At 60.6% G+C, this 20,753-nt stretch carries 20 protein-coding genes; 13 read left to right on the forward strand and 7 right to left on the reverse strand.

The features are described from left to right. The first annotated feature begins 61 nt into the window (after positions 1–61). On the forward strand, positions 62–775 hold the full coding sequence (gene bdcA / locus AAIH70_RS02130) for an SDR family oxidoreductase (protein WP_132273186.1): 714 nt from the start codon (positions 62–64) through the stop codon (positions 773–775). Between the two features lie 382 nt (positions 776–1,157). Then, a complete protein-coding gene (locus AAIH70_RS02135; RefSeq protein ID WP_132273185.1) occupies positions 1,158–2,741 on the forward strand; it encodes a TerC family protein in 1,584 nt (527 codons plus the stop codon). Between the two features lie 7 nt (positions 2,742–2,748). Here AAIH70_RS02135 and AAIH70_RS02140 read toward each other — a convergent pair whose 3' ends face one another. From AAIH70_RS02140 to AAIH70_RS02150, 3 genes are all read right to left on the reverse strand, one after another. Next, positions 2,749–3,156: a response regulator gene (locus AAIH70_RS02140; protein ID WP_132273184.1), complete on the reverse strand. Its 408-nt coding sequence runs from the start codon at positions 3,154–3,156 to the stop codon at positions 2,749–2,751. A 152-nt stretch (positions 3,157–3,308) separates the two neighbouring features. Beyond that, positions 3,309–4,229 carry a cation diffusion facilitator family transporter gene (locus AAIH70_RS02145; protein WP_132273183.1) on the reverse strand — a complete coding sequence of 307 codons (921 nt, stop codon included), beginning with the start codon at positions 4,227–4,229 and terminating at the stop codon, positions 3,309–3,311. Between the two features lie 147 nt (positions 4,230–4,376). Continuing rightward, positions 4,377–5,663 carry an O-acetylhomoserine aminocarboxypropyltransferase gene (locus AAIH70_RS02150; RefSeq protein WP_132273182.1) on the reverse strand — a complete coding sequence of 429 codons (1,287 nt, stop codon included), beginning with the start codon at positions 5,661–5,663 and terminating at the stop codon, positions 4,377–4,379. Between the two features lie 161 nt (positions 5,664–5,824). Between AAIH70_RS02150 and AAIH70_RS02155 the strand changes: the two genes are divergently transcribed. Continuing rightward, the gene (locus AAIH70_RS02155; RefSeq protein WP_245519108.1) at positions 5,825–6,274 is read left to right on the forward strand and encodes a DUF6455 family protein; all 450 of its coding nucleotides are present in this window, start codon (positions 5,825–5,827) and stop codon (positions 6,272–6,274) included. 65 nt (positions 6,275–6,339) lie between these two features. Here AAIH70_RS02155 and AAIH70_RS02160 read toward each other — a convergent pair whose 3' ends face one another. Then, positions 6,340–6,879 carry a glyoxalase superfamily protein gene (locus AAIH70_RS02160; protein ID WP_430032944.1) on the reverse strand — a complete coding sequence of 180 codons (540 nt, stop codon included), beginning with the start codon at positions 6,877–6,879 and terminating at the stop codon, positions 6,340–6,342. Between the two features lie 191 nt (positions 6,880–7,070). Then, positions 7,071–7,499, reverse strand: coding sequence for a CoA-binding protein (locus AAIH70_RS02165; protein ID WP_132273180.1), 429 nt, complete (start codon positions 7,497–7,499; stop codon positions 7,071–7,073). 315 nt (positions 7,500–7,814) lie between these two features. Here AAIH70_RS02165 and rplM point away from each other — a divergent pair, with 315 nt between their 5' ends. From rplM to argC, 4 genes are all read left to right on the forward strand, one after another. After that, positions 7,815–8,279: a 50S ribosomal protein L13 gene (gene rplM, locus AAIH70_RS02170; RefSeq protein WP_132273179.1), complete on the forward strand. Its 465-nt coding sequence runs from the start codon at positions 7,815–7,817 to the stop codon at positions 8,277–8,279. A gap of 2 nt (positions 8,280–8,281) precedes the next feature. Further along, positions 8,282–8,752 carry a 30S ribosomal protein S9 gene (gene rpsI, locus AAIH70_RS02175; protein ID WP_132273178.1) on the forward strand — a complete coding sequence of 157 codons (471 nt, stop codon included), beginning with the start codon at positions 8,282–8,284 and terminating at the stop codon, positions 8,750–8,752. Between the two features lie 118 nt (positions 8,753–8,870). Further along, positions 8,871–9,821, forward strand: a complete 951-nt coding sequence (speB, locus tag AAIH70_RS02180; protein ID WP_132273177.1) for an agmatinase — start codon at positions 8,871–8,873, stop codon at positions 9,819–9,821. 74 nt (positions 9,822–9,895) lie between these two features. Continuing rightward, complete coding sequence (gene argC / locus AAIH70_RS02185) at positions 9,896–10,828, forward strand: N-acetyl-gamma-glutamyl-phosphate reductase (protein WP_132273176.1); 933 nt, start codon at positions 9,896–9,898, stop codon at positions 10,826–10,828. Positions 10,829–10,865: 37 nt separating this feature from the next. Here argC and AAIH70_RS02190 read toward each other — a convergent pair whose 3' ends face one another. Next, a complete protein-coding gene (locus AAIH70_RS02190; protein WP_430033515.1) occupies positions 10,866–11,957 on the reverse strand; it encodes a COX15/CtaA family protein in 1,092 nt (363 codons plus the stop codon). Between the two features lie 151 nt (positions 11,958–12,108). Between AAIH70_RS02190 and AAIH70_RS02195 the strand changes: the two genes are divergently transcribed. Further along, complete coding sequence (locus AAIH70_RS02195; RefSeq protein WP_430033518.1) at positions 12,109–12,324, forward strand: DUF2842 domain-containing protein; 216 nt, start codon at positions 12,109–12,111, stop codon at positions 12,322–12,324. Positions 12,325–12,447: 123 nt separating this feature from the next. Then, positions 12,448–13,698, forward strand: a complete 1,251-nt coding sequence (locus AAIH70_RS02200) for a GNAT family N-acetyltransferase (protein WP_245519107.1) — start codon at positions 12,448–12,450, stop codon at positions 13,696–13,698. A 4-nt stretch (positions 13,699–13,702) separates the two neighbouring features. Here AAIH70_RS02200 and AAIH70_RS02205 read toward each other — a convergent pair whose 3' ends face one another. Beyond that, positions 13,703–15,895: a GumC family protein gene (locus tag AAIH70_RS02205; protein ID WP_132273173.1), complete on the reverse strand. Its 2,193-nt coding sequence runs from the start codon at positions 15,893–15,895 to the stop codon at positions 13,703–13,705. A gap of 212 nt (positions 15,896–16,107) precedes the next feature. Between AAIH70_RS02205 and AAIH70_RS02210 the strand changes: the two genes are divergently transcribed. From AAIH70_RS02210 to AAIH70_RS02225, 4 genes are read left to right on the forward strand one after another with little or no spacing between them, the layout of a single operon-like run. Beyond that, entirely contained in the window at positions 16,108–16,686 is a 579-nt protein-coding gene (locus AAIH70_RS02210; protein ID WP_132273172.1) for a polysaccharide biosynthesis/export family protein, read from the forward strand. Between the two features lie 9 nt (positions 16,687–16,695). Next, positions 16,696–17,850, forward strand: a complete 1,155-nt coding sequence (locus tag AAIH70_RS02215) for a glycosyltransferase family 4 protein (RefSeq protein ID WP_132273171.1) — start codon at positions 16,696–16,698, stop codon at positions 17,848–17,850. Positions 17,851–17,909: 59 nt separating this feature from the next. After that, on the forward strand, positions 17,910–19,451 hold the full coding sequence (locus AAIH70_RS02220; protein ID WP_430033521.1) for an undecaprenyl-phosphate glucose phosphotransferase: 1,542 nt from the start codon (positions 17,910–17,912) through the stop codon (positions 19,449–19,451). Further along, positions 19,448–20,743: an O-antigen ligase family protein gene (locus tag AAIH70_RS02225; protein WP_132273170.1), complete on the forward strand. Its 1,296-nt coding sequence runs from the start codon at positions 19,448–19,450 to the stop codon at positions 20,741–20,743. The genes AAIH70_RS02220 and AAIH70_RS02225 overlap by 4 nt, the downstream gene beginning before the upstream one ends. The last annotated feature ends 10 nt before the right edge of the window (positions 20,744–20,753 follow it).

Raw genomic sequence — 20,753 nt, forward strand, 5'->3', positions numbered from 1 at the left:
CGACCCACTAATTATGTAATGCCTACTACATTAATTCTCAACCCTCGGACGGAGCAATGCGATGACTGATTTTCAGGGTAAGACAGTGCTTGTAATCGGCGGCAGCCGCGGCATCGGTGCAGCCATCGTGCGGCGCTTTGCCGGCGACGGTGCTGATGTGACATTCACCTATGCGGGATCCAAGGATGCCGCCGAAACGCTGGCGGCGGAAATCGGCGCCAAGGCGGTGAAGTCGGATGCGGGCAACCGCAACGAAACGATATCCACCGTCAAGGCAGCAGGCCCGCTCGACGTGCTGGTGGTCAATGCGGGCACGCTGGTTCTGGGCGATCCGCTCGAAACCGATCCTGACGCCGTCGACCGGATGATCGACATCAACGTGCGCGCGCCCTATCACGCCGCCGTCGAAGCCGCCCGGCAGATGCCGGAGGGTGGCCGCATCATCATCATCGGCTCGGTCAATGGCGACCGCATGCCGTTTGCCGGCGGCGCGGCCTATGCGCTCACCAAATCCGCCGTGCAGGGTTTGGCGCGCGGCCTTGCGCGTGATTTTGGCCCGCGGAACGTCACCGTCAACGTCATCCAGCCCGGCCCGATCGATACCGACATGAACCCGGCCGATGGCCCGATGAAGGACACGATGCACGGTTTCATGGCGCTGAAGCGTCACGGCCGACCGGAAGAGATCGCAGGTCTTGCCGCTTATCTTGCCGGCCCGGAGGGTGGCTTCATCACCGGTGCCATGCACACGATCGATGGCGGCATGGGCGCCTGACATATCCTTCAACGCCACGCCGCCGGTCGTCTCCGGCGGCGTGAACAATACCCGAAAAACGCTTCTCACGGAAAATTTTGCGCCGAAGGGATGCAATTGCCGATCGGATCGCTATAGTCGCCGCCCATGGACACCCGATTGCGTGTGTCCGGTTCACCGCGTCGATAAGGTCGATGATGGTTGCGAACCGGACGTTCCCACTTCATGGTCGAGAGATCACCGCGCCCCGCCAAAAGCCGGGGTCGCTTCGTCACGTCATCATCGCAATCGCTGATCGTTTTTCGCTGTCTCGACCCTTGGCCCGGTCCTTAGACAGCGTTTTTTGTTTCCCTTTTCAACCACAGAAGGAACGGCCGCCCGAAAGGGCTGGCGTCATATCATCATGATATTTGAATGGATGTCCGATCCGGCCGCATGGGCCGGACTCGCCACCCTGATCGTGCTCGAAATCGTTCTCGGCATCGACAACCTCGTCTTCATCGCCATTCTGGCAGACAAGCTGCCGGAACATCAGCGCGAGAAAGCCCGCCTGATCGGCCTCAGCCTGGCGCTGGTCATGCGCCTTGCCCTGCTTGCCTCCGTCGCATGGATCGTCACACTGACGGCGCCGCTGTTTACCGTTCTCGGCATTGAGATTTCCGGCCGTGACCTGATCCTTCTGTTCGGTGGCGTGTTCCTTCTGTTCAAGGGAACGATGGAACTGCACGAGCGCCTCGAAGGCCATTCCGGCAACAAGGAAGGCAAGATCGAGCATGCCGTCTTCTGGCAGGTTCTGGTGCAGATCGTCGTGCTCGATGCCGTGTTCTCGCTCGATAGCGTCATCACCGCCGTCGGCATGGTTCAGCATCTGTCGGTCATGATGATCGCCGTCATCGTCGCCGTCGGTGTCATGCTTCTGTGCTCGAAGCCGCTGATGGCTTTTGTGTCGAAACATCCGACCGTGGTCATCCTTTGCCTCGGCTTCCTGATGATGATCGGTTTCTCGCTGATCGTCGAAGGCCTCGGTTTCCATATTCCGAAGGCGTATCTTTACGCCGCCATCGGCTTCTCGGTTCTCATCGAGGCCTTCAACCAGATCGCACGCCGTAACCGCGAGCGGGTTCTCACCACCGGCGACCTGCGCGAACGCACCGCCAATGCCGTGCTGTCACTGCTCGGCAGCCGCCGCAGCGAGGCCTCGCTCGGCGAAACCAATGATGTGATTGCCGAGCGTGCTTCGGAAGGCGAATTGTTCACGCCCGTCGAACACGAGATGATCGAAAGCGTGCTGACGCTGGCCGATCGTCCGGCAAAATCGGTCATGACCCACCGCCTCGACATCGACTGGCTGGATATCGAGGACAGCGACGAGGAACTGCGCCGCAAGGTTCTGGAATCGGGTCACTCCCGCTTCCCCATCGCCCGCGGCAGCCTCGACGAGTTTTTGGGCGTCGCTCTGGCCAAGGACCTGCTGCGCGATTTCATCGAGAATGGCAAAGTGGACTTCGACCGCTCGCTACGCCAGCCTCTGGTGGTGCATGAAAGCGTCAATGCGCTGCGCCTGCTCGAACAGTTGCGCCAGTCGCCGCTGCAGGTGGCGATCGTGCTCGATGAATACGGTTCGGTCGAAGGCATGGTGACGGCCACCGACCTGCTGGAAGCGATTGCCGGCGATTTTGCCGATGACGACGAGGAACAGCTGACCGTCGAGCGTGGCGAAGACGGCTCACTTCTGGTCGATGGCTGGATCGATATCCGCCATGTCTCGAAACTGCTGGAAAGCGATCTCGTCGATGATGCCGACCGCTATTCGACGCTGGCCGGCCTGATCCTCTGGCGCCTCGGCCACATGCCGCAACAGGGCGAGACGGTAACGTTCGGCGACCTCACCTATGAGGTGGTGGCGCTTGATGGCCGCAACATCGACAAGGTGCGCATCCGCACCACCGCATCAATTGCGGCCGAGCCGCTGGAGATGCGCGCGTAAAACGCGATCAAGCTCGTCGGCGAAAGCTTTCATCGCCGACGAGCGCCCTGCCCTTCAGCATCGTTTCAACGGTGGAGAGCATTTTTGCCGCCGTGCAGGGTTTTGCCAGGCAGCGGGCGGTCGGCGGAATATCCGTCAACTCGTCGCCGCAGCGGGCAGAAGAAACGATGACGCCGATATGCGGCGCGCATTCGCTGATCATGCGGGCCAGATCGACGCCAGACAGCGCGCCCGGCATATCGACATCGGTGACGACGAGATCGATATCCTCGTTGAGGCCGAGCTGGCCGATCGCCTCCAGCACGCTTGCTGCTTCCAGCACATCATAACCTGCATCTTCGAGAGCGTCGGCCACCGCAAATCGGATGAGCGCCTCGTCCTCGACCACCAATACCGTGTGACGGATCGTGTTCATGTCCGGTCTCCTCTTGTTCAAGGCCTGGCCTTGTTGAAGGTGACGTATGAACGCATGAGGATGGGAAATGATTACGGCACAGGCTGTGCCATTATGAAACATGGTTAATGCATTGCTAATGAATGCGTTAGGGTCTCACTAACGTTAAGGCCTCAATCCGCCCATTCGGGATCGCTGGTGAAGACGATGGTCAACCACCGGTCCGGGCCTTCGTCACCGATCGCATCGCCGATCTCGTCGCGGATCGCATCCCATTCCGACAGATGGCGGGCCGGCCATTCGGATGGCGCGATAAAGAACAGCTCGATCTGCTTGCCGCGGCCGACGCGCGCGACATAGGCGCGGTAGGAGAGAAAACCGTGGCGCTCGACGATGGCTTGCGCCACCGCATCGACATGGTTCTTCAGCTCGGGCGGCGTCACCAGCAGGATATCGGCCACCGCCTGGCGCACATTGGCGAGCGGCACCGGCGCGATGATCAGGCAGATGAGGGCAAGCGCGCCTGGATCGATATAGGGCGTCAACCAGGTATATTCGGTGCCTTCGATGGCGTGGCCGATACCGAATGCGATCAGCAGCGCCGAGGTCAGCGCTGCCGTCATGCCCCAGGCCTGCGCATCGAGCGCGATGAAGCCGGATTTCAGGCTGCGATTGGCACGCCGGCAGAACAGCCACATGACCAGCGACACCAGAACCGTGACCACGGTAAAGATCAAGGCCGGACCGAAATCGATCGGCCGGCCACCGGCCATCAGGCTGCCGACGGCGCTGATAAACGCGTAGATCGCGGCGCCCATCAGCAGGGTACCGTTGAGGCCGAGCACCATCGGTTCCAGATGCCAGAACCCGACGCTGAAACGGTCGATCAGCCTGCCCTTGGCGGTCGGCTGCGAGGAGGCGATGATGAGTTTCGACACCAGCAGCGCCAGCAGCGTCATGAACGCATCGGTGAGGGAATAAAAGCCGTCGAACACGATGGCAAACGAGCCGGACACGAGGCCGACAGTGATGCCGAATGCCGCAAGCGCGGCCGTGACGGCGATGGACAGCCGAAGGAGTGACTGCTCGCTCACGGGAATTCTCCATTGGAACCGGGGCGCACGCCCCTGTTCCTTCTCTGATTCTCTCTGGGTCAGCGCACCTTAGGCGGCCACCGACACAGCCAGCCGATAGCGGCTGGCTGTGTAGAAATGATTACATGAGCGGCCTCTATAGAAGCGTCAGTTGATTTTTGCCAGTGCCTGCCGGAGGTCGGCGATGATGTCGGCTGCATCCTCGATACCGATCGACAGGCGCACCACATCCGGCCCGGCGCCGGCCGCCGCCTGCTGTTCTTCCGAAAGCTGGCGATGCGTGGTGGAGGCCGGGTGGATGACCAGTGAACGTGTGTCGCCGATATTCGCCAGATGCGAAAACAGTTTCAGGTTTTCCACCAGCGTCTTGCCCGCCTCGTAACCACCCTTGAGGCCGAAGGTGAAGACGGAGCCTGCTCCCTTGGGCGAATAGCGTTTCTGCAATTCGTTGTTCGGATCGTCGGCGAGACCCGCATAACTGACCCAGCCGACCTTTTCCTCGCCCTTCAGCCACTGCGCGACTGCCGCCGCATTGTCGCTGTGTTTCTGCATCCTGAGCGGCAGGGTTTCGATGCCGGTGAGAATGAGAAAAGCGTTGAAGGGCGAGATGGCGGGACCAAGGTCGCGCAGGCCAAGAACACGGCAGGCGATCGCGAAGGCAAAGTTGCCAAACGCCTGATGCAGCACGATGCCGGCATATTCCGGCCGCGGTTCCGACAGCATCGGATACTTGCCGGATTGCGACCAGTCGAACGTGCCGCCATCGACGATGATACCACCCATGGAATTGCCGTGGCCGCCCAGAAATTTGGTCAGCGAGTGGATGACGATATCGGCGCCATGTTCGAGCGGGCGCACCAGATAGGGGCTGGCCATGGTGTTGTCGACGATCAGCGGCAGATCGTGGCGGCGGGCCACTTCGGCAATGGCGGCGATATCGACAAAGGTGCCGTTCGGGTTGGCAAGGCTTTCGATAAAAATGCCCTTGGTGCGGTCGTCAATCTGGGTCTCAAACGTCTGAGGATCAAACACATCGGCCCAGCGCACGTGCCAGTCAAAGTTCTTGAAGGCGTGGCCGAACTGGTTGATCGATCCGCCGTAAAGGCGTTTGGCGGCGATGAAATTGTCGCCCGGCTGCATGATCGTGTGAAAGACCAGCATCTGCGCGGCATGACCGGAGGCGACGGCCAGCGCCGCCGTGCCGCCTTCGAGTGCTGCGACACGTTCTTCCAGCACCGCCTGGGTAGGGTTCATGATGCGGGTGTAGATATTGCCGAATTGCTGGAGGCCGAACAGCGCGGCGGCGTGGTCGCTGTCCTGAAACACGAAGGAGGTGGTCTGATAGATGGGCGTGGCGCGGGCGCCGGTGGTCGGGTCGGGTGCCGCGCCGGCATGGACCGCAAGCGTCGAAAATCCGGGATCGCGTGTCGGCATATTTTTGTCCTCACCTGTTTAGGGCCTTTGCCCGCTTCGTCCCATTTCCGGCATAGTTTTACCAACCCGAGCGGGCGGCGATACACAGAAAATCTCGCCGTTTGATTGTGATCAAGGCATATATTTTCAACAGAACCAATCTCCTTGGAAAGAGAGGAGACATGGCCGTGACCGAGATCGCCAGACCGGATGCCGCCAACCCATATGAACCGGGTCTCGCAGGCCGGTTTCTGCGCTGGTGTGCCAAAGCCTACAATGCCGCATCGGAAGCGGAAGTCATCGCCACGATGGATGAGCGGATGATTTCCGAAATCGCCCGCGATTGCAGCATCTCTTCGCAGGATCTGGTGCGACTGGCGCGGGCGGGACCGGAGGCGGCGGATGAAATGCTGGCGATGATGCGCCATCTCGGCATCGATCCAGTGGAGGTTCTGTTGCAGCACCCGGTTCTGTTTCGCGACATGCAGCTGCGCTGCGCAAAGTGTTCCGCCAAATCGCGCTGTCGGCGCGACCTGAGCAATAGCAATGCGGGCAAACAATTTGGCCAGTATTGCGGCAATTCGGACGAACTGAATGCCATGCGCGCGCAGCCGGATCTGTTGCTGGACTAGGTGTCGGAGGAGACACACGAGGAGGACGAACCTGGCCGGGCATCTGCCCGGCCTCGCTGGCAGCCCTATTCCTCAACAATCTCCATGAAGCGGATTCGGTTGTTGAACGGATCAGTCACGGTCACCTCCAGTCGTCCGTCCACCTCTTCCAGCCCCGGCTTCATATAGCGGTATTTCTTGTCGATCAGCTCTTTCTGGAAGGCGCGGGCACCCTTCATGTAAACGACCGTCGTTCCGCCCGGCGTGGCATCGCCCGCATGTTCCGACAGATGCAGTTGCAGGCCGCCGCGCGACACCTGCGTATAAAGCGGGAAATCCTCGCCGTAACGATGCTCCCAGTCGACTGTGAAACCGAGGAAACCCAGATAAAATTCGTGAGCCTTGGCGACATCGAAGATACGCACGATCGGCACGGTTCGCTCGAAGGTGATGGGACTTTCCGCTGCCCTCGGCTCAAGTTGAGCGCTCAAAATATTCCAGTGCGCCAGCCCGAATTGTCGGGCGACGATTTCCAGAGCTTCGGAATGGGTAATAGAGACGTCGCGGGAGCCAAGTGTCTCCCGCAGAGTTTTGGCCATGGCCTTTGCATCGCGAAGGTCGCGCATGATCCGTTCCTTCGTCAGACGGCGAAGTTTGTCGTCGGTGCCCGCATTGCCAACGCCTTCGCCTGACGGGAAACGTTCAGGTTCGGTGTCTGGGGGCGTTCGCCATGGTTTTTAAACCGCGGGCTGCAGGCCGCCTCCGGCCTTGGTGCCGAGATTAGCGCGAAGGCCGGAGGTGCGCCAGAGACAAAAGGTCAAAGGCCGAGACGCGGATATTCGATGGCCGGGCAGCGATCCATCACCACATCGATGCCAGCCGCTTCGGCTTTTGCCGCAGCCTTGTCGTGACGCACGGAAAGCTGGCCCCAGATGACCTTGGGCTTGGTGTCGAGGGCAATCGACTCGTCCACCACGCCATCGAGATATTCGGCGGCGCGAAAAACATCGACGAGATCGACCGGCTGCGGCACATCGGCAAGCGTCGCGTAAACGGTCTGGCCGAGGATCTGCTTGCCCGCCTGCCCCGGATTGACCGGAAACACCTGGTAGCCCTTGGACAAAAGGAAGGCCATGACGCGGTTGCTGGGACGGTCGGGATTAGGAGAAGCGCCAAGCAGAGCGATGGTTTTGGTGTTCTTGAGGATGCCGGAGATATAGGCGGGTTCATAAGAGTCGTGGTTCATGACGGGTCTCCACCGAATGTCTTTCCGAGTTATATGCGGTTGCGTCAGCGCCGAAACCAGCGGAATTCGTCAATCTTTTGTGTGGTTCTAAAATACCACATAAACAAGCCATTGTTTTTACTACAGTTATTTTCCAGGACGCAAAATCGCTTGTCTTGACGCTCTCCAGCCTCACGCTTATAAGCCGCAGCAGAAATGCGGACCCTTGAGGCCCGCTTTCTTTTTGGTGGCCGCAAGGCACCCAATCCAAGCAACAAGAAACGCCCATCCGACGGATTTATCTGCGGTTACGGGTTCAGAAGAAAGAGTAACACCATGTCGACCTTCGTTCAGAAGCCCGCAGAGGTGGAGAAGAAGTGGATCATCATCGACGCCGAAGGGCTCGTTGTCGGTCGCCTCGCCACCCTCGTTGCCATGCGCCTTCGCGGCAAGCATAAGGCCACTTTCACTCCGCACGTCGACGACGGTGACAATGTCATCATCATCAACGCGGAAAAGTGCGTCTTCACCGGCAAGAAGTATTCCGACAAGAAGTACTACTGGCACACCGGCCATCCGGGCGGTATCAAGGAGCGTACTGCACGCGCCATCATCGAAGGCCGCTTCCCGGAGCGCGTTCTCGAGAAGGCTATCGAGCGCATGATCCCGCGCGGCCCGCTCGGCCGTCGCCAGCTCAAGAACCTGCGCGTTTACGCCGGCTCGAACCATCCTCATGAAGCACAGCAGCCGGTCGCCTTCGACGTGGCTTCGCTGAACAGCAAGAACACAAGGAGCGCCTGATAATGGCCGATCTCTCCTCTTTGAAGGACCTCGCTTCGGCCGAAGGTCAGGCAGCTGCACCGGTTCACGTCCGCAAGGTCGATGCACAGGGCCGCTCCTACGCCACCGGCAAGCGCAAGAACGCCATCGCCCGCGTATGGGTGAAGGCTGGTTCTGGCAAGATCATCATCAACGGCCGTGACTTCACGACCTACTTCGCCCGTCCGGTTCTGCAGATGATCCTGCAGCAGCCGCTGGTCGCAGCAGCGCGTTCGGGTCAGTTCGACATCATCGCTACCGTTGCCGGTGGTGGTCTGTCCGGTCAGGCCGGTGCTGTTCGTCACGGCGTTTCCAAGGCTCTCACCTACTTCGAACCGGGCCTGCGCGCCGTTCTGAAGAAGGGTGGCTTCCTGACCCGCGACAGCCGCGTCGTCGAGCGTAAGAAGTACGGTAAGGCCAAGGCCCGCCGTTCGTTCCAGTTCTCGAAGCGTTAATCGTTTCAGGAATTACGGACTTTTGGAAAGGCGGAGCTTCGGCTCCGCCTTTTTTCGTTTCGGGACTTGTGCTGCTGACATCCGCATTGCACCTTGCCGGTCGATACCGGAGCTAGTCATGCCGTCCAAATCGATCGACAACGCATTCACAGCGAAATCCGTGCGTGGCGCCGCAACCGATCCCACTTATGCCGGGACGCTCTCCTTCATGCGTCGCCGCTACAGCAAGGATGTCGATGGCGCCGATGCGGTCGTGCTCGGCATTCCCTTCGATGCTGCCGTCTCCAACCGACCGGGCGCCCGTTTCGGGCCGCAGGCGATCCGCCGTGCCTCGGCGATTTTCGACAACGATCCGCAATATCCCTTTGCCCGCGATCTTTTCGAAGCGATGGCGGTGGTGGATTATGGTGACGTCCTGCTTGACTATGGCAACCATCAGAAAACGCCCGCCCTGATAGAAGAGGCCGCGGCGGGCATTATTGCCTCGGGCGCGTTTCTCCTGTCGCTCGGTGGAGATCACTTTGTCACTCTTCCGTTGCTGAAAGCTCATGCGGCCAAACATGGGCCATTGGCGCTCGTGCATTTCGATGCCCATCAGGACACCTGGGATGATGATGGCGAACGGATCGATCACGGTTCCTTCGTGGCGCGCGCCGTGCGCGAGGGCCTCATCGATGCAGAACATTCGATCCAGATCGGCATCCGCACCCATGCGCCGGAAGATTTCAGCATCAAGATCCTGCATGGCTATGAGGTCGAGGATCTGAGTGCCCAGCAGATAGCCGATACCATTCTTGCCCATGTCGGCGATCGGCCAACCTACCTCACCTTCGATATCGACTGCCTCGACCCGGCATTTGCGCCCGGCACCGGCACGCCGGTTGCCGGCGGGCCATCCAGCGCAAAAATCCTCTCGGTGCTGCGCAAACTCGGCGCGCTCGACATTCGTGGTGCCGACGTGGTGGAGGTGGCGCCGGCCTATGATCATGCCGATATCACCGCCATTGCCGGGGCAAGCGTTGCGATGTATATGCTCGGGCTGAAAGCGGAGCGTCTCGCTCGGCGTTGAATCTCTACATGAACCGGCTGGGCAACCACTTCCGGCCGCACCTTCAAGCCACTGACTTTTATGGGATAACGACCATGGCAGCAAAGATCTTCATCGATGGCGAACACGGCACCACGGGACTGCAGATTCGCACCCGCATGGCCGGCCGCCGCGACGTCGAGCTTCTGTCCATCCCGGAAGCAGAGCGCCGCAATGCCACGATGCGCGAGGATCTGCTCAATAGCGCCGATATCGCCATCCTCTGCCTGCCCGACGACGCTTCCAAGGAAGCCGTCGCGATGCTGGCCGGCAATAACAATGTCCGCATCATCGACACCTCGACCGCCTACCGCGTCGCGCCGGACTGGGCTTACGGTTTTGCAGAGCTGGACAAGGGCCAGGCGGAAAAAATCCGCTCTGCCCGCCACGTTTCCAATCCGGGCTGCTATCCGACCGGCGCGGTTTCGCTGCTGCGTCCGCTGCGCAATGCCGGTCTGCTGCCGGACGGTTATCCCGTCTCGGTCAATGCTGTTTCCGGTTATACCGGCGGTGGCAAGCAGCTGATCGGCCAGATGGAAGACGCTTCACGCGAGGATGCGGTATCGGCCAACAATTTCCTTTACGGCCTGACGCTCAAGCACAAGCATGTGCCGGAGATGAAAATCCATGGCCTGCTCGACCGCGCGCCCCTGTTCTCGCCATCCGTCGGCCGCTTCGCGCAGGGCATGATCGTGCAGGTGCCGCTATTCCTTGATGACCTCAAGGAGGGCGCAACGATCGAAGGCATCCACAAGGTGCTGGTCGATCATTATGCCGGCCAGGACATCGTATCGGTCGTGTCGCTGGAGGAAAGCGCCAAGCTGCCGCGCGTCGATGCGGAAGAACTGGTCAACACCGACAACATGAAGCTCTTCGTGTTCGGCACACCGGGCGGTGCTCACGTCAATCTGGTGGCGCTGCTCGACAATCTCGGCAAGGGCGCTTCCGGTGCCGCCGTGCAGAACATGGATCTGATGCTATCTGCTTGACGGCGGATATCAGCAACAATCAAAGGCCGTGGTGAACTCAGTTCGCCGCGGCCTTTTCCTTTTCGGCGGGATATTCCCCCACATAACCGCGCCAGTGCACCACGGCGTAACCGAGCACGATCAGCGCCCCGCCCTGATGCGCCAGCGCCAGATCGAGCGGCACCTGCCACAGCAGTGTCAGAATGCCGATCACAGCCTGTGCACAGACCAGCGCGAAGAGAATGATCGAGCGGGTGGCATAGATGCTGGACGGCGCCTTCGACAGCGTGATCAGCATGTGCACAAGCGTTGCGGCAAGGATCAGATAGGCGCCGCAGCGGTGGACGAATTGCACCGTCTTGTGGTTTTCGAACAGGTTGATCCACCATGGATCACGAATGAACAGGTCGGCCGGAATGTAGGCGCCGTCCATCAGCGGCCATGTGTTGTAGCTCAAGCCGGCATCGAGACCGGCAACCAGCGCGCCGAGATAGATCTGGAACAGCGCCAGAAAGGCGATACCGCCGGCTGCCCAGACGGAATAACGCGTCGGCGGCGCATCGCGGCGCTGCGGCGTCAGCCCGCGCATGATCCACATGCAGGCGGCAAAGATCAGACAGGCGATAACGAGATGAGTCGCCAGACGATATTGCGAAACGCTCACGAGCTTGGTGAGGCCGGATGACACCATCCACCAGCCGATAAAGCCCTGAAACCCGCCAAGCGCCAGCGTGCCGACCAGCGGCCAGCGGACCTGTTTTTCAATACGGCCCGTCAGCCAGAAAAAGGCGAGCGGCAACGCGAAGATCATGCCGATGGCGCGGGCGAGAAAACGGTGCGCCCATTCCCACCAGAAGATCGACTTGAAGTCCTCGACCGTCATATGGCTGTTGAGCTGCTCGTATTGCGGAATGCGCTGGTAGAGCTGGAACTCTTCTTCCCACTCGGCGGCATTGAGCGGCGGGATGACGCCGTGGATCGGCTTCCATTCGGTGATGGACAGGCCCGAATCTGTCAGCCGCGTGGCGCCACCGACAAGCACGAGACAGAAAAGCGTCAGGATGACAAAACCGAGCCAGAGGCGCACGGCCTTGCGGTTTTTCGCCAGCTTCGTCGTGTTGCCGGAAAAATCTGTTGCTGCCGAATTCATCACCGACATTCCAATCCGTCCCTGCTGAACATGTTTATGAGCGTCTTGCTGCGCGCTTTTGTCCGTTGCTTTGCCCGATGCCCCGGTGCAAAACAAGTCCTTGGGCTTTGCGGCATGCGGTCGCGGCTTGACGGGAGAGCTTGACGAAAAAATGCATCCGCGCCTCAGAAGCTTTATCGGCACCATCCTCATCATCATTCTGGTGATCGTGTATGCGCTGGCCGCCACCACGGTCGCCTCGCTGCTTCTCGCCACCTCGCCCTGGTGGGTGCATTTCCTGTATTTCCTGCTATCCGGCCTCTTGTGGATCCTGCCGGCCATGGTCATCATCAAATGGATGGCCGGGCCAAGGCCACCGCGTGCCTGACGGTTGCCGACATTGACCCGGCCTTAACCACCCGGATCGGAATCCTCAGCCGGGCGGCGCGCATAAACAGATTGTTGCAACTGGCCCTGTATTTTGCACGCGAATGTGATGGCGGAGATGGGTGTGCAGCGGCCTCAAACCGATTTCGAAACGGTTCTCGACACGACCGCGCCTCCTGCCGGAGCGTATGTCGCCCCGCCGCCATTTCCGCTCGCAAACCTGCGCCTCGATCTGGTCGCCCGGATGGAAGACATCGAAGCCGATTGGCGGCGACTGGAAGCCCTGCCCCGCAATTCCCTCCACCAGGCCTATGACTGGTGCCATGCATGGCACATGGCACACCAAACCCCTCTCCTCCTCGTGCGTGGCCGGATTGATGGGCGGACAGTGCTGATCCTGCCGCTCGAAACGGTGCATGAGAGCGGCGGGCGTATCGCCCGTTTCCTCGGAGGACGGTTCAACAACATCAATAGCGGCCTGCTGGATGACGATTTTCGTTATCTCGATGGCGAAGCGGTGCAGGCGATTGCCGCCATGCTCAAGGCACTATTGAAAGGTCATGTCGATCTGCTGGCGCTTGAAACCATCCCGCTGATGTGGCGCGATGTCGCCCATCCACTGACCGGCCTGCATGCCATAGAGGACGCCAACCGGACGTTTCAGCTGCCCCTTCTTCCCAGCTTCGAAGAGACGCTGGCGCAGGTAAATGCCAAACGGCGGCGTAAAAAATTTCGCGTCCAACAGCGCCGGCTGCAGGAAAAAGGTGGTTACGAGCACGTGATCGCCAGAACGGCCGAGGAAAAGCATGCACTGCTCGAAACCTTTTTCGAACAGAAGGCAGCGCGTTTCCGGCTGCATGGCCTGCCGGACGTGTTTCAGGCACCGGAGAAGAAAGCCTTTTTTCGCAGCCTGATGAATGTTTCCGAGCGCGGCAGTGACACGCCGCTCGAATTGCATGCCATCCGCCTGAAGGGGGAACACGATGGAAAGATCGCCGCCATATCAGGCCTGTCGCGCAAGGGTGACCATGTGATCTGCCAGTTCGGCTCGATCGACGACACATTGGTGCCGGAGGCAAGTCCCGGCGAATTGCTGTTCTGGCTGATGATCGAGCGCGCCTGCCAGACAGGTGCTGCGCTGTTCGATTTCGGCGTCGGCGACCAGCCTTACAAACGCAGCTGGTGTACGGTGGAAACCATCACCCACGACCTGCTGCTGCCGATCAGTGTAAGAGGCTGGCTGATGATGCATCTGCTGGCGGCAAAAATTCGCGCCACGGGCGCCATCAAGCGCAACAAGGCGCTGTATGGCTGGCTGCAGGGATTGCGAGCGGGCAGGCAGGCGCCGCAACCGGCGCCCGCAGAAAACGATTGAGCCCTCAGGCCGCGCGGCTGCTACGACCAGAAGAACGGCCGCCATGCTCGCTGTCGCGGTCGGTCGGCGGCGTCAGCGACGTACCGGCCATGATCATCAGGTTGCTGTAGCCAGCGGTCTCGAAAACTTCCGCCGTGTCGGACAGACGCTTTTCATCGAAACCGGGTGCCGAAATGACGATGTCGGCATCCTTGCCGCGCGTCAGACGCGCCAGATTGGCAATGCCGGCCGGGCCGCATTCGACCAGCACCACATCATAGGCGCTGGCGAGCCCGTCGATAATCATGCCGAGCCGGTCGGCGCCGCGCATGGCGGTGGCACCGTCGGCAGTGCCGCGTGGCACGACATGCGCGTCGGACAGGCGGTCCGGATGGATCGTATCGGCAAAGGCAGCGCTGCCGGTCAGAAGATCGGTGATACCGGCCAAGGTCTTGCCGCTCGCCATCAGGCGCGTCGGGCAGGATGATCCGGTCATGTCGACCAGAACCACCGTGCGTCCGGCTTCCGCCAGTTCGCGCGCCAGCATGACGGTTGCGGTCGAGCCTTCGTCACCGCCCGGAGAGACGGCGACCGCCACCTGCACTTTTTTGCCGATGATATAGTCACGCACGGCCTCGATGCTGAAAGCGTCGTCCTGTGCCTTCACCACTTCGCTGGCGACAACCGCTTCGACTGGCGTCGCGGCGGGCTCCGCAACGACTGCGGTTTCGGCCACAGGCGCAACCACAACCGCTTCCGGCTTGGCGACAGGTTTGGGCGGCTCGATGACACGGGCGCGAGGCGCAACCTCAACCACCTCGGCTTCACTCGGACGCAGGGCACGCCCACCAAACAGCGCGATCAGCAGCACGACGATGGTGCTGACCACCAGCGTTGCCAATGCCACGACGATGGTGATCGGGATGATCTTTGGGAAATAGGGTTCGGCCGGTTCACCCGCTGTGGAAATCACACGGGCATCGGCCGGCGTCGAGCTGCGATCGATACGCGACGTCGCCTCGCGGTAACGGGCGAGATAGGTTTCGAGAAGCTGGCGCTGCGCCGTCGCTTCGCGCTCAAGCGCGCGCAAGCCCACTTCCTCTTCGCCGGCGCGGGCACTGTCCGCCTTCAGGCCATTCAACTGCTGCATCAGCTGTGTTTCGCGCAGACGCCCGACATTCGCTTCGCTTTCGATGCTGGCGAGGATCTTGCGGGTTTCGTTTTCGATCTGCTGGCGGATGCCGGAAAGCTGGGCGCGCAAGCCCTTCAGGCGCGGATGGCCTTCCATAAGCGATGTGGAGAGATCGGAGAGCTGGCCTTGCAGACTGGCTTCGGTTTCCTTCAGCCGCTGGATCATCGCAGAGCCGACGACATCGCTCAGTGAATCGGAGGGACGGCCGGCCTGAAGCGCGGCGCGCACATTTTCAGCGCGTGCCTCGGCATTGGCGCGCTCTCCTCTCACCCGCGCCAGTTCGGCGGAAATGTCGTTAAGCTGCTGGTTGGAAAGATTGCTGGTGTCGCTGGTGCGGAACAGGCCCGACGACGAGCGGTAATCGGCCACCTTCTTTTCCGCCTCGTTGACGCGCTTGGTCAGCGCGGCGATTTCCGGCTCCAGCCACTTGGCGGCTTCCGCATGGCTGTCGAGCTTGGCGCCGCTCTGCATGCTGAGATAGACCTCTGCCATGCGGTTCGGTACGGCGGCGGCGAGTTTCGCATCTTCCGAACTGAATTCGATGGCGATAACGCGCGACCCTTCGACCGGATAGACCTGCAGTTTTTCGCGGAATGCCTTCATCACCCGGTCTTCCGACGGCAAGTCGAGCGGGTTCTGCTTGAGCCCGAGCATGACCAGCGGGTTTGGCATGGAGGAATGCGCGTCCGGATCAAATTCCTTGCGCTCGGTCAGCTTCATTTCGCGCGCGACCTGCTTGATAAGGTCGGTCGATTGCAGGAGCTGCGCCTGGCTCTGGATGTTGAGAGCATCGAGCACCGGATCGTTGGCGCCGGCCGGATCAGGCAGACCGCTCAGCGACGGCGCGCGGTTTTCGATCAGCAGTCGGCTCTCCGCCTTGTAGGCAGGCGTCATCAGGCTGGAGCCCACGAAGGCCAGCACGCCTGCAAGCGCCGTCGCGGTGAGGATCGTCTTCTTGCGCTCCCAGACAGCCGAAAACAGCTGCCCGAGGTCGATATCCACGTCCTGATTGCTGTTTGCTGACATGCCACACTCCGTACTCAGGGACTGCCGATATTGGAAACCAGAGCCGCAACCTAAATGATCATGGTAACTCGACCGTTAATGCCGCACTCCACGAAGTTGTACCTTGAGAAAACATTCCGCTATACACGAATTTCCGCTCCTCTTTACCGGGCATTAACCCTAATGGACCGATAACGACCGCCATGGTTTTATTGCCGGAGCCCTGTCGCGAGATGTCTTTCGTCCGTTCACGATCAAAAATTGCATTGGCCGCAGCACTTGCCGCGACGACAATGCTTGGCGCCTGCAGCACGTATCAGCCGGCACCCAAAAGCTTTCAGGAAGCAACCATCCAGCCCTACCGGCTGGACAGCGGCGACCGCCTGCGCGTCAGCGTGTTCGAACAGACCGGTCTTTCCAATACCTATACGGTCGATCAGGCCGGCTATATCTCCTTCCCGCTGATCGGTCAGGTCGCAGCACGTGGCCAGACCATGGTCGCGCTTGAAGGTGCGATTGCCGCCAAACTCAAGCAGGGTTATCTGCGCGATCCCGATGTCACCATCGAGATGGACCGCTATCGCCCGGTCTTCGTGATGGGTGAAGTCGGCCGCCCCGGCCAGTATTCCTATGTGCCCGGCATGACTGCGCAGAACGCCATTGCCATTGCCGGCGGCTTCACGCCCCGCGGCAACCAGCGCGACATCGACGTGACCCGCAAGATCAACGGGCGCAGCATTACCGGCCGGACATCGATCTCAAGCGCCGTGCTTGCCGGCGACACGATCTATGTCCGCGAGCGTCTCTTCTGATCGCACATCATGACGCCTACGGAGCGCCCTCTCAGGATTATCCACTGCTTCAGGTCACCGGTCGGCGGCATCTTCCGACATGTCCGTGATCTGGTGGAGGAACATCGGGCAGCCGGCCACGAGGTTGGTATTCTCTGTGACAGTTCCACGGGTGGTGCTCACGAGGAGCGGCTGTTCGACACAATCAGGCCGCATCTCTCCCTCGGTCTTATACGCATCCCAATCCGGCGTTCGGTAGCACCGTCGGATCTGAATGCGCTTTATAAAAGCTACAAACACATCAAGAGTTTGCAGCCGGATGTCTTGCACGGTCATGGCGCCAAGGGTGGCGTTCTGGCACGGCTCATCGGCTCAGCCCTGCGGGTAAACAAGTATCGCGTAGCCCGCCTCTATTCGCCCCACGGGGGCAGTCTGCATTATGACCGGGCAAAATTGTCCGGTCGGGTGGTTCTGAAGCTCGAACGGTTTCAGGAGCGTTTTACCGACAGCCTCGTCTTCGTTTGTGAATTCGAGCGCCGCGCCTATGAAACCAAGGTTGGCCCGATCACGACACGGTCGCAGGTGATCTATAACGGCGTGCGCGACGGCGAATTCGGGCCGGTTACGCCGGCGGAAGACTACGCGGATTTCCTCTACATCGGCATGTTGCGTGACCTCAAAGGTCCCGACAAGTTCATCGATGCCTTCGGCCGCACAGAACGTGCTGTCGGGCGCCCCCTCTCGGCCGTGATGGTCGGCGATGGGCCGGATCGCGACCGTTATCACCGGATGATGGCCGAGCGCGGCCTTGGCCGCCGTATCCGCATGCTGGAGGCAATGCCGGCACGGCAGGCGTTTGCACTGGCGCGCAATGTCGTCGTGCCATCCCGCGCCGAGGCCATGCCCTATATCGTCATCGAGGCGCTGGCCGCCGAAAAACCGGTGATCGCCACCCGTGTCGGCGGCATTCCGGAAATTCTGGGGGCCGAAAGTGCCGCCCTTGCCATACCCGGCGATGCGGCGGACCTTGCACATGTGATGGTCGACGCGATGACCAACCCCACCTGGCGCGAAGACGTGATGCCGGCGCCAGACGCCTTCAGGGCGGTGTTTTCAGCCTCTGCAATGGCCGATCAGATGCTGTCGCTATACCGGGACCTGACCGCTCGCATCAGCAACATCTAAACGATTTCTTACCGAATGTTGTGATACATCCTCCGCCAGTGAGGACGAGATCGCACATGATGAGCAAGCTCGAAGGACAAGAGCAGTTCGATATCGAGGCATTGCGCCGCCGTGTTTCGGATGGCGTTGCCTCCACACCTGATCCGCACGAGCCGGTGGAACTCAACCCGCTCGCCCGTCAGGTTGCCGAACAGTTCCGCGACGAAAACTATTCCCCTTCCATGCTGATCGGCCAGTATCGTCTGGTCGAATTCCTGCTGATGCTGGCGGTCGGCCTGATGGCCGAACTCTTGTTCGGCCCGGCGGAACGGTCACTCGCCATTCGTTTTTCCGTCATCGGCGCCGGCGCGGCACTCGTCGTGCTGCTGTTGCAGCTTGCCGACGCCTATCAGATCCCCAGTATCCGCGCACCCGGCCGCACACGCATGCGCCTGCTTGGCAGCTGGGTCATCGGCGTGGCTATCAGCACCGGCATTCTCTTGGCCGCAGATGGCGCTCCGACGATCGTGGGCCTGATCGTGTGGCTGGTCGGCGGGGCTTGCGTCCTGCTGATAGAACGTTTCCTTACCGCTTTCGCCATCCGCAACTGGGCTCGCAACGGCATCATGGAACGCCGTGCCGTTATCGTCGGCGGCGGCCAGCCGGCCAAGGAGTTGGCGCGTGCGCTCGAGCGCCAGCCCGATAACGATATCCGCATCTGCGGCATCTTCGACGATCGCGGCAGCGACCGCTCGCCCGAAGTCGTCGCCGGTTATCCGAAACTCGGCACCTTCGCCGAACTGGTGGAATTTTCGCGTCTCGCCCGCATCGACATGCTGATCATCGCGCTGCCGCCGACGGCAGAAGATCGCATCCTGCAACTGATCCGCAAGCTCTGGGTGCTGCCGGTCGATATCCGCCTTGCCGCACATGCCAACCGCCTGCGTTTTCGCCCGCGCGCCTACAGCCATGTCGGCGCCGTGCCGATGTTCGACATTTTCGACAAGCCGATCCGCGACTGGGATTCGGTTGCCAAACGCGCCTTCGACATCTTCTTCTCGATGCTTGCCATCGTCTTCCTTTGGCCGGTCATGCTCAGCGTGGCACTGGCCGTGAAACTGACCTCTGCCGGCCCGATCCTGTTCGTGCAGAAGCGTCACGGCTTCAACAACGAGATCATCAACGTTCTGAAATTCCGCTCGATGTACACGCATCTGGGCGATCCGACCGCAAAGCTTGCGGTCACCAAGGGCGATCCGCGCGTGACGCCGGTCGGCCGGTTTATCCGCAAATCCTCGCTCGACGAGTTGCCGCAGTTCTTCAACGTGCTGCGCGGCGACCTTTCGCTGGTCGGCCCACGCCCGCATGCGGTTCAGGCCCAGACCGGCGACCGCAAATATGTGGATGTCGTCGAAAGCTATTTTGCCCGCCACCGCGTCAAGCCCGGCGTGACTGGCTGGGCTCAGATAAACGGCCTGCGCGGCGAAATCGACACCGATGAGAAGATCCGCGCCCGCATCACCTATGATCTCGACTATATCGAGAACTGGTCGCTGCTCTTCGATCTGAAGATCCTGTTCCTGACGCCGATCCGGCTTCTCAATACGGACAATGCCTATTGAGCGCGATCGTTGACAGCCCGGCACGCCCCTTTCGGCCGCAGCTTGCGGCTCTGCGGATCTGCGGTTCCATGCTGGTTGCCCTCGGGGTCTTCCTGTCAGGCTTCGTCATTTCCGAGCCCGCCCCTTATGAACTGGTCATGGCAGCGCAGATCGCGTTGTGGTTTCTGCTCGGCCTGAAAATCTCGCGCGCCAATGCGCCTCTTCTGGTCCTGCTTCTGCTGTTCAATGTCGGCGGCATGTTTTCGCTGACGGTGATGAAGGATATTTCGGGCGGGCCGATGTATGTCGCGGTGTCGCTCTTCCTGGCGTTAAGTTCCGTCTTTTATGCCGCGATTATCGAAGACGAGCATCGCCGGCTGGCGCTGATCTTCAAGGCATGGGTGGCAGCGGCGGTAATCACTTCCATGCTTGGTATTCTGGGTTATTTCCATGCCCTGCCCGGCTTCGAGGTTTTCACGCTTTACGACCGTGCCAAGGGGGCCTTTCAGGACCCGAACGTGTTTGGTCCCTATCTGGTGCCTCCTGCCCTCTATCTGATCTATCGCCTTTTGAGCGGCAAGCTGATTGAAGCACCGCTCGACATTGCCGGCCTGATGGTGCTTTCGCTGGGCGTGCTGCTTTCCTTCTCGCGTGCCGCCTGGGCGCTGTTTGCCTTCTCGGCCATCGCCCTCGTCGCCATCATGCTGCTGAAGGAGCGCACAGGCGCCTTTCGCCTGAAAATCCTGTCCCTGTCGATTGCCGCCATTCTGGTGATGACGCTCGGCATGGCCGCCGCCATGCAGTCGAAAAAGGTCTACAACCTGTTCGAGAGCCGCGCCAAGCTGGTTCAGGAATATGATGGCGCCCGCCTTGGCCGCTTCGAGCGCCACAAGATGGGTTTTCTAATGTCGATGGAGCGCCCGCTCGGCCTCGGGCCGATGATGCTCGGAAAAATGTTCGGCGAGGATGAACACAATATCTGGCTGAAATCGCTGACCACTTACGGCTGGCTTGGTTTCGTCTGCTACATCATCCTGATCTGGTGGACACTGATCATCGGTTTCCGCAATCTTCTGCGCGACCGGCCGTGGCAGCCCTATCTGATGATCGCCTGGGTGATGGTGGCCGGCCACGCCCTGATCGGCAACGTCATCGACATCGACCACTGGCGGCACGTTTATATCCTGTTCGGTATCGTCTGGGGCTGTGCGGCACTGGAAAGCCGCCACCAGCGGGCTGAACGCGAAAAGCGGGCTCGGCCACCGGCAAGCGGCTCGGCCGCACAGGCGGAACGCTCCCTGCTCGATTGCTGAACCGGGGCAA

Origin of the sequence: Neorhizobium sp. BT27B (genome assembly GCF_050455485.1) — a bacterium.
In the GTDB taxonomy this organism is placed as follows: Bacteria; Pseudomonadota; Alphaproteobacteria; order Rhizobiales; family Rhizobiaceae; genus Neorhizobium.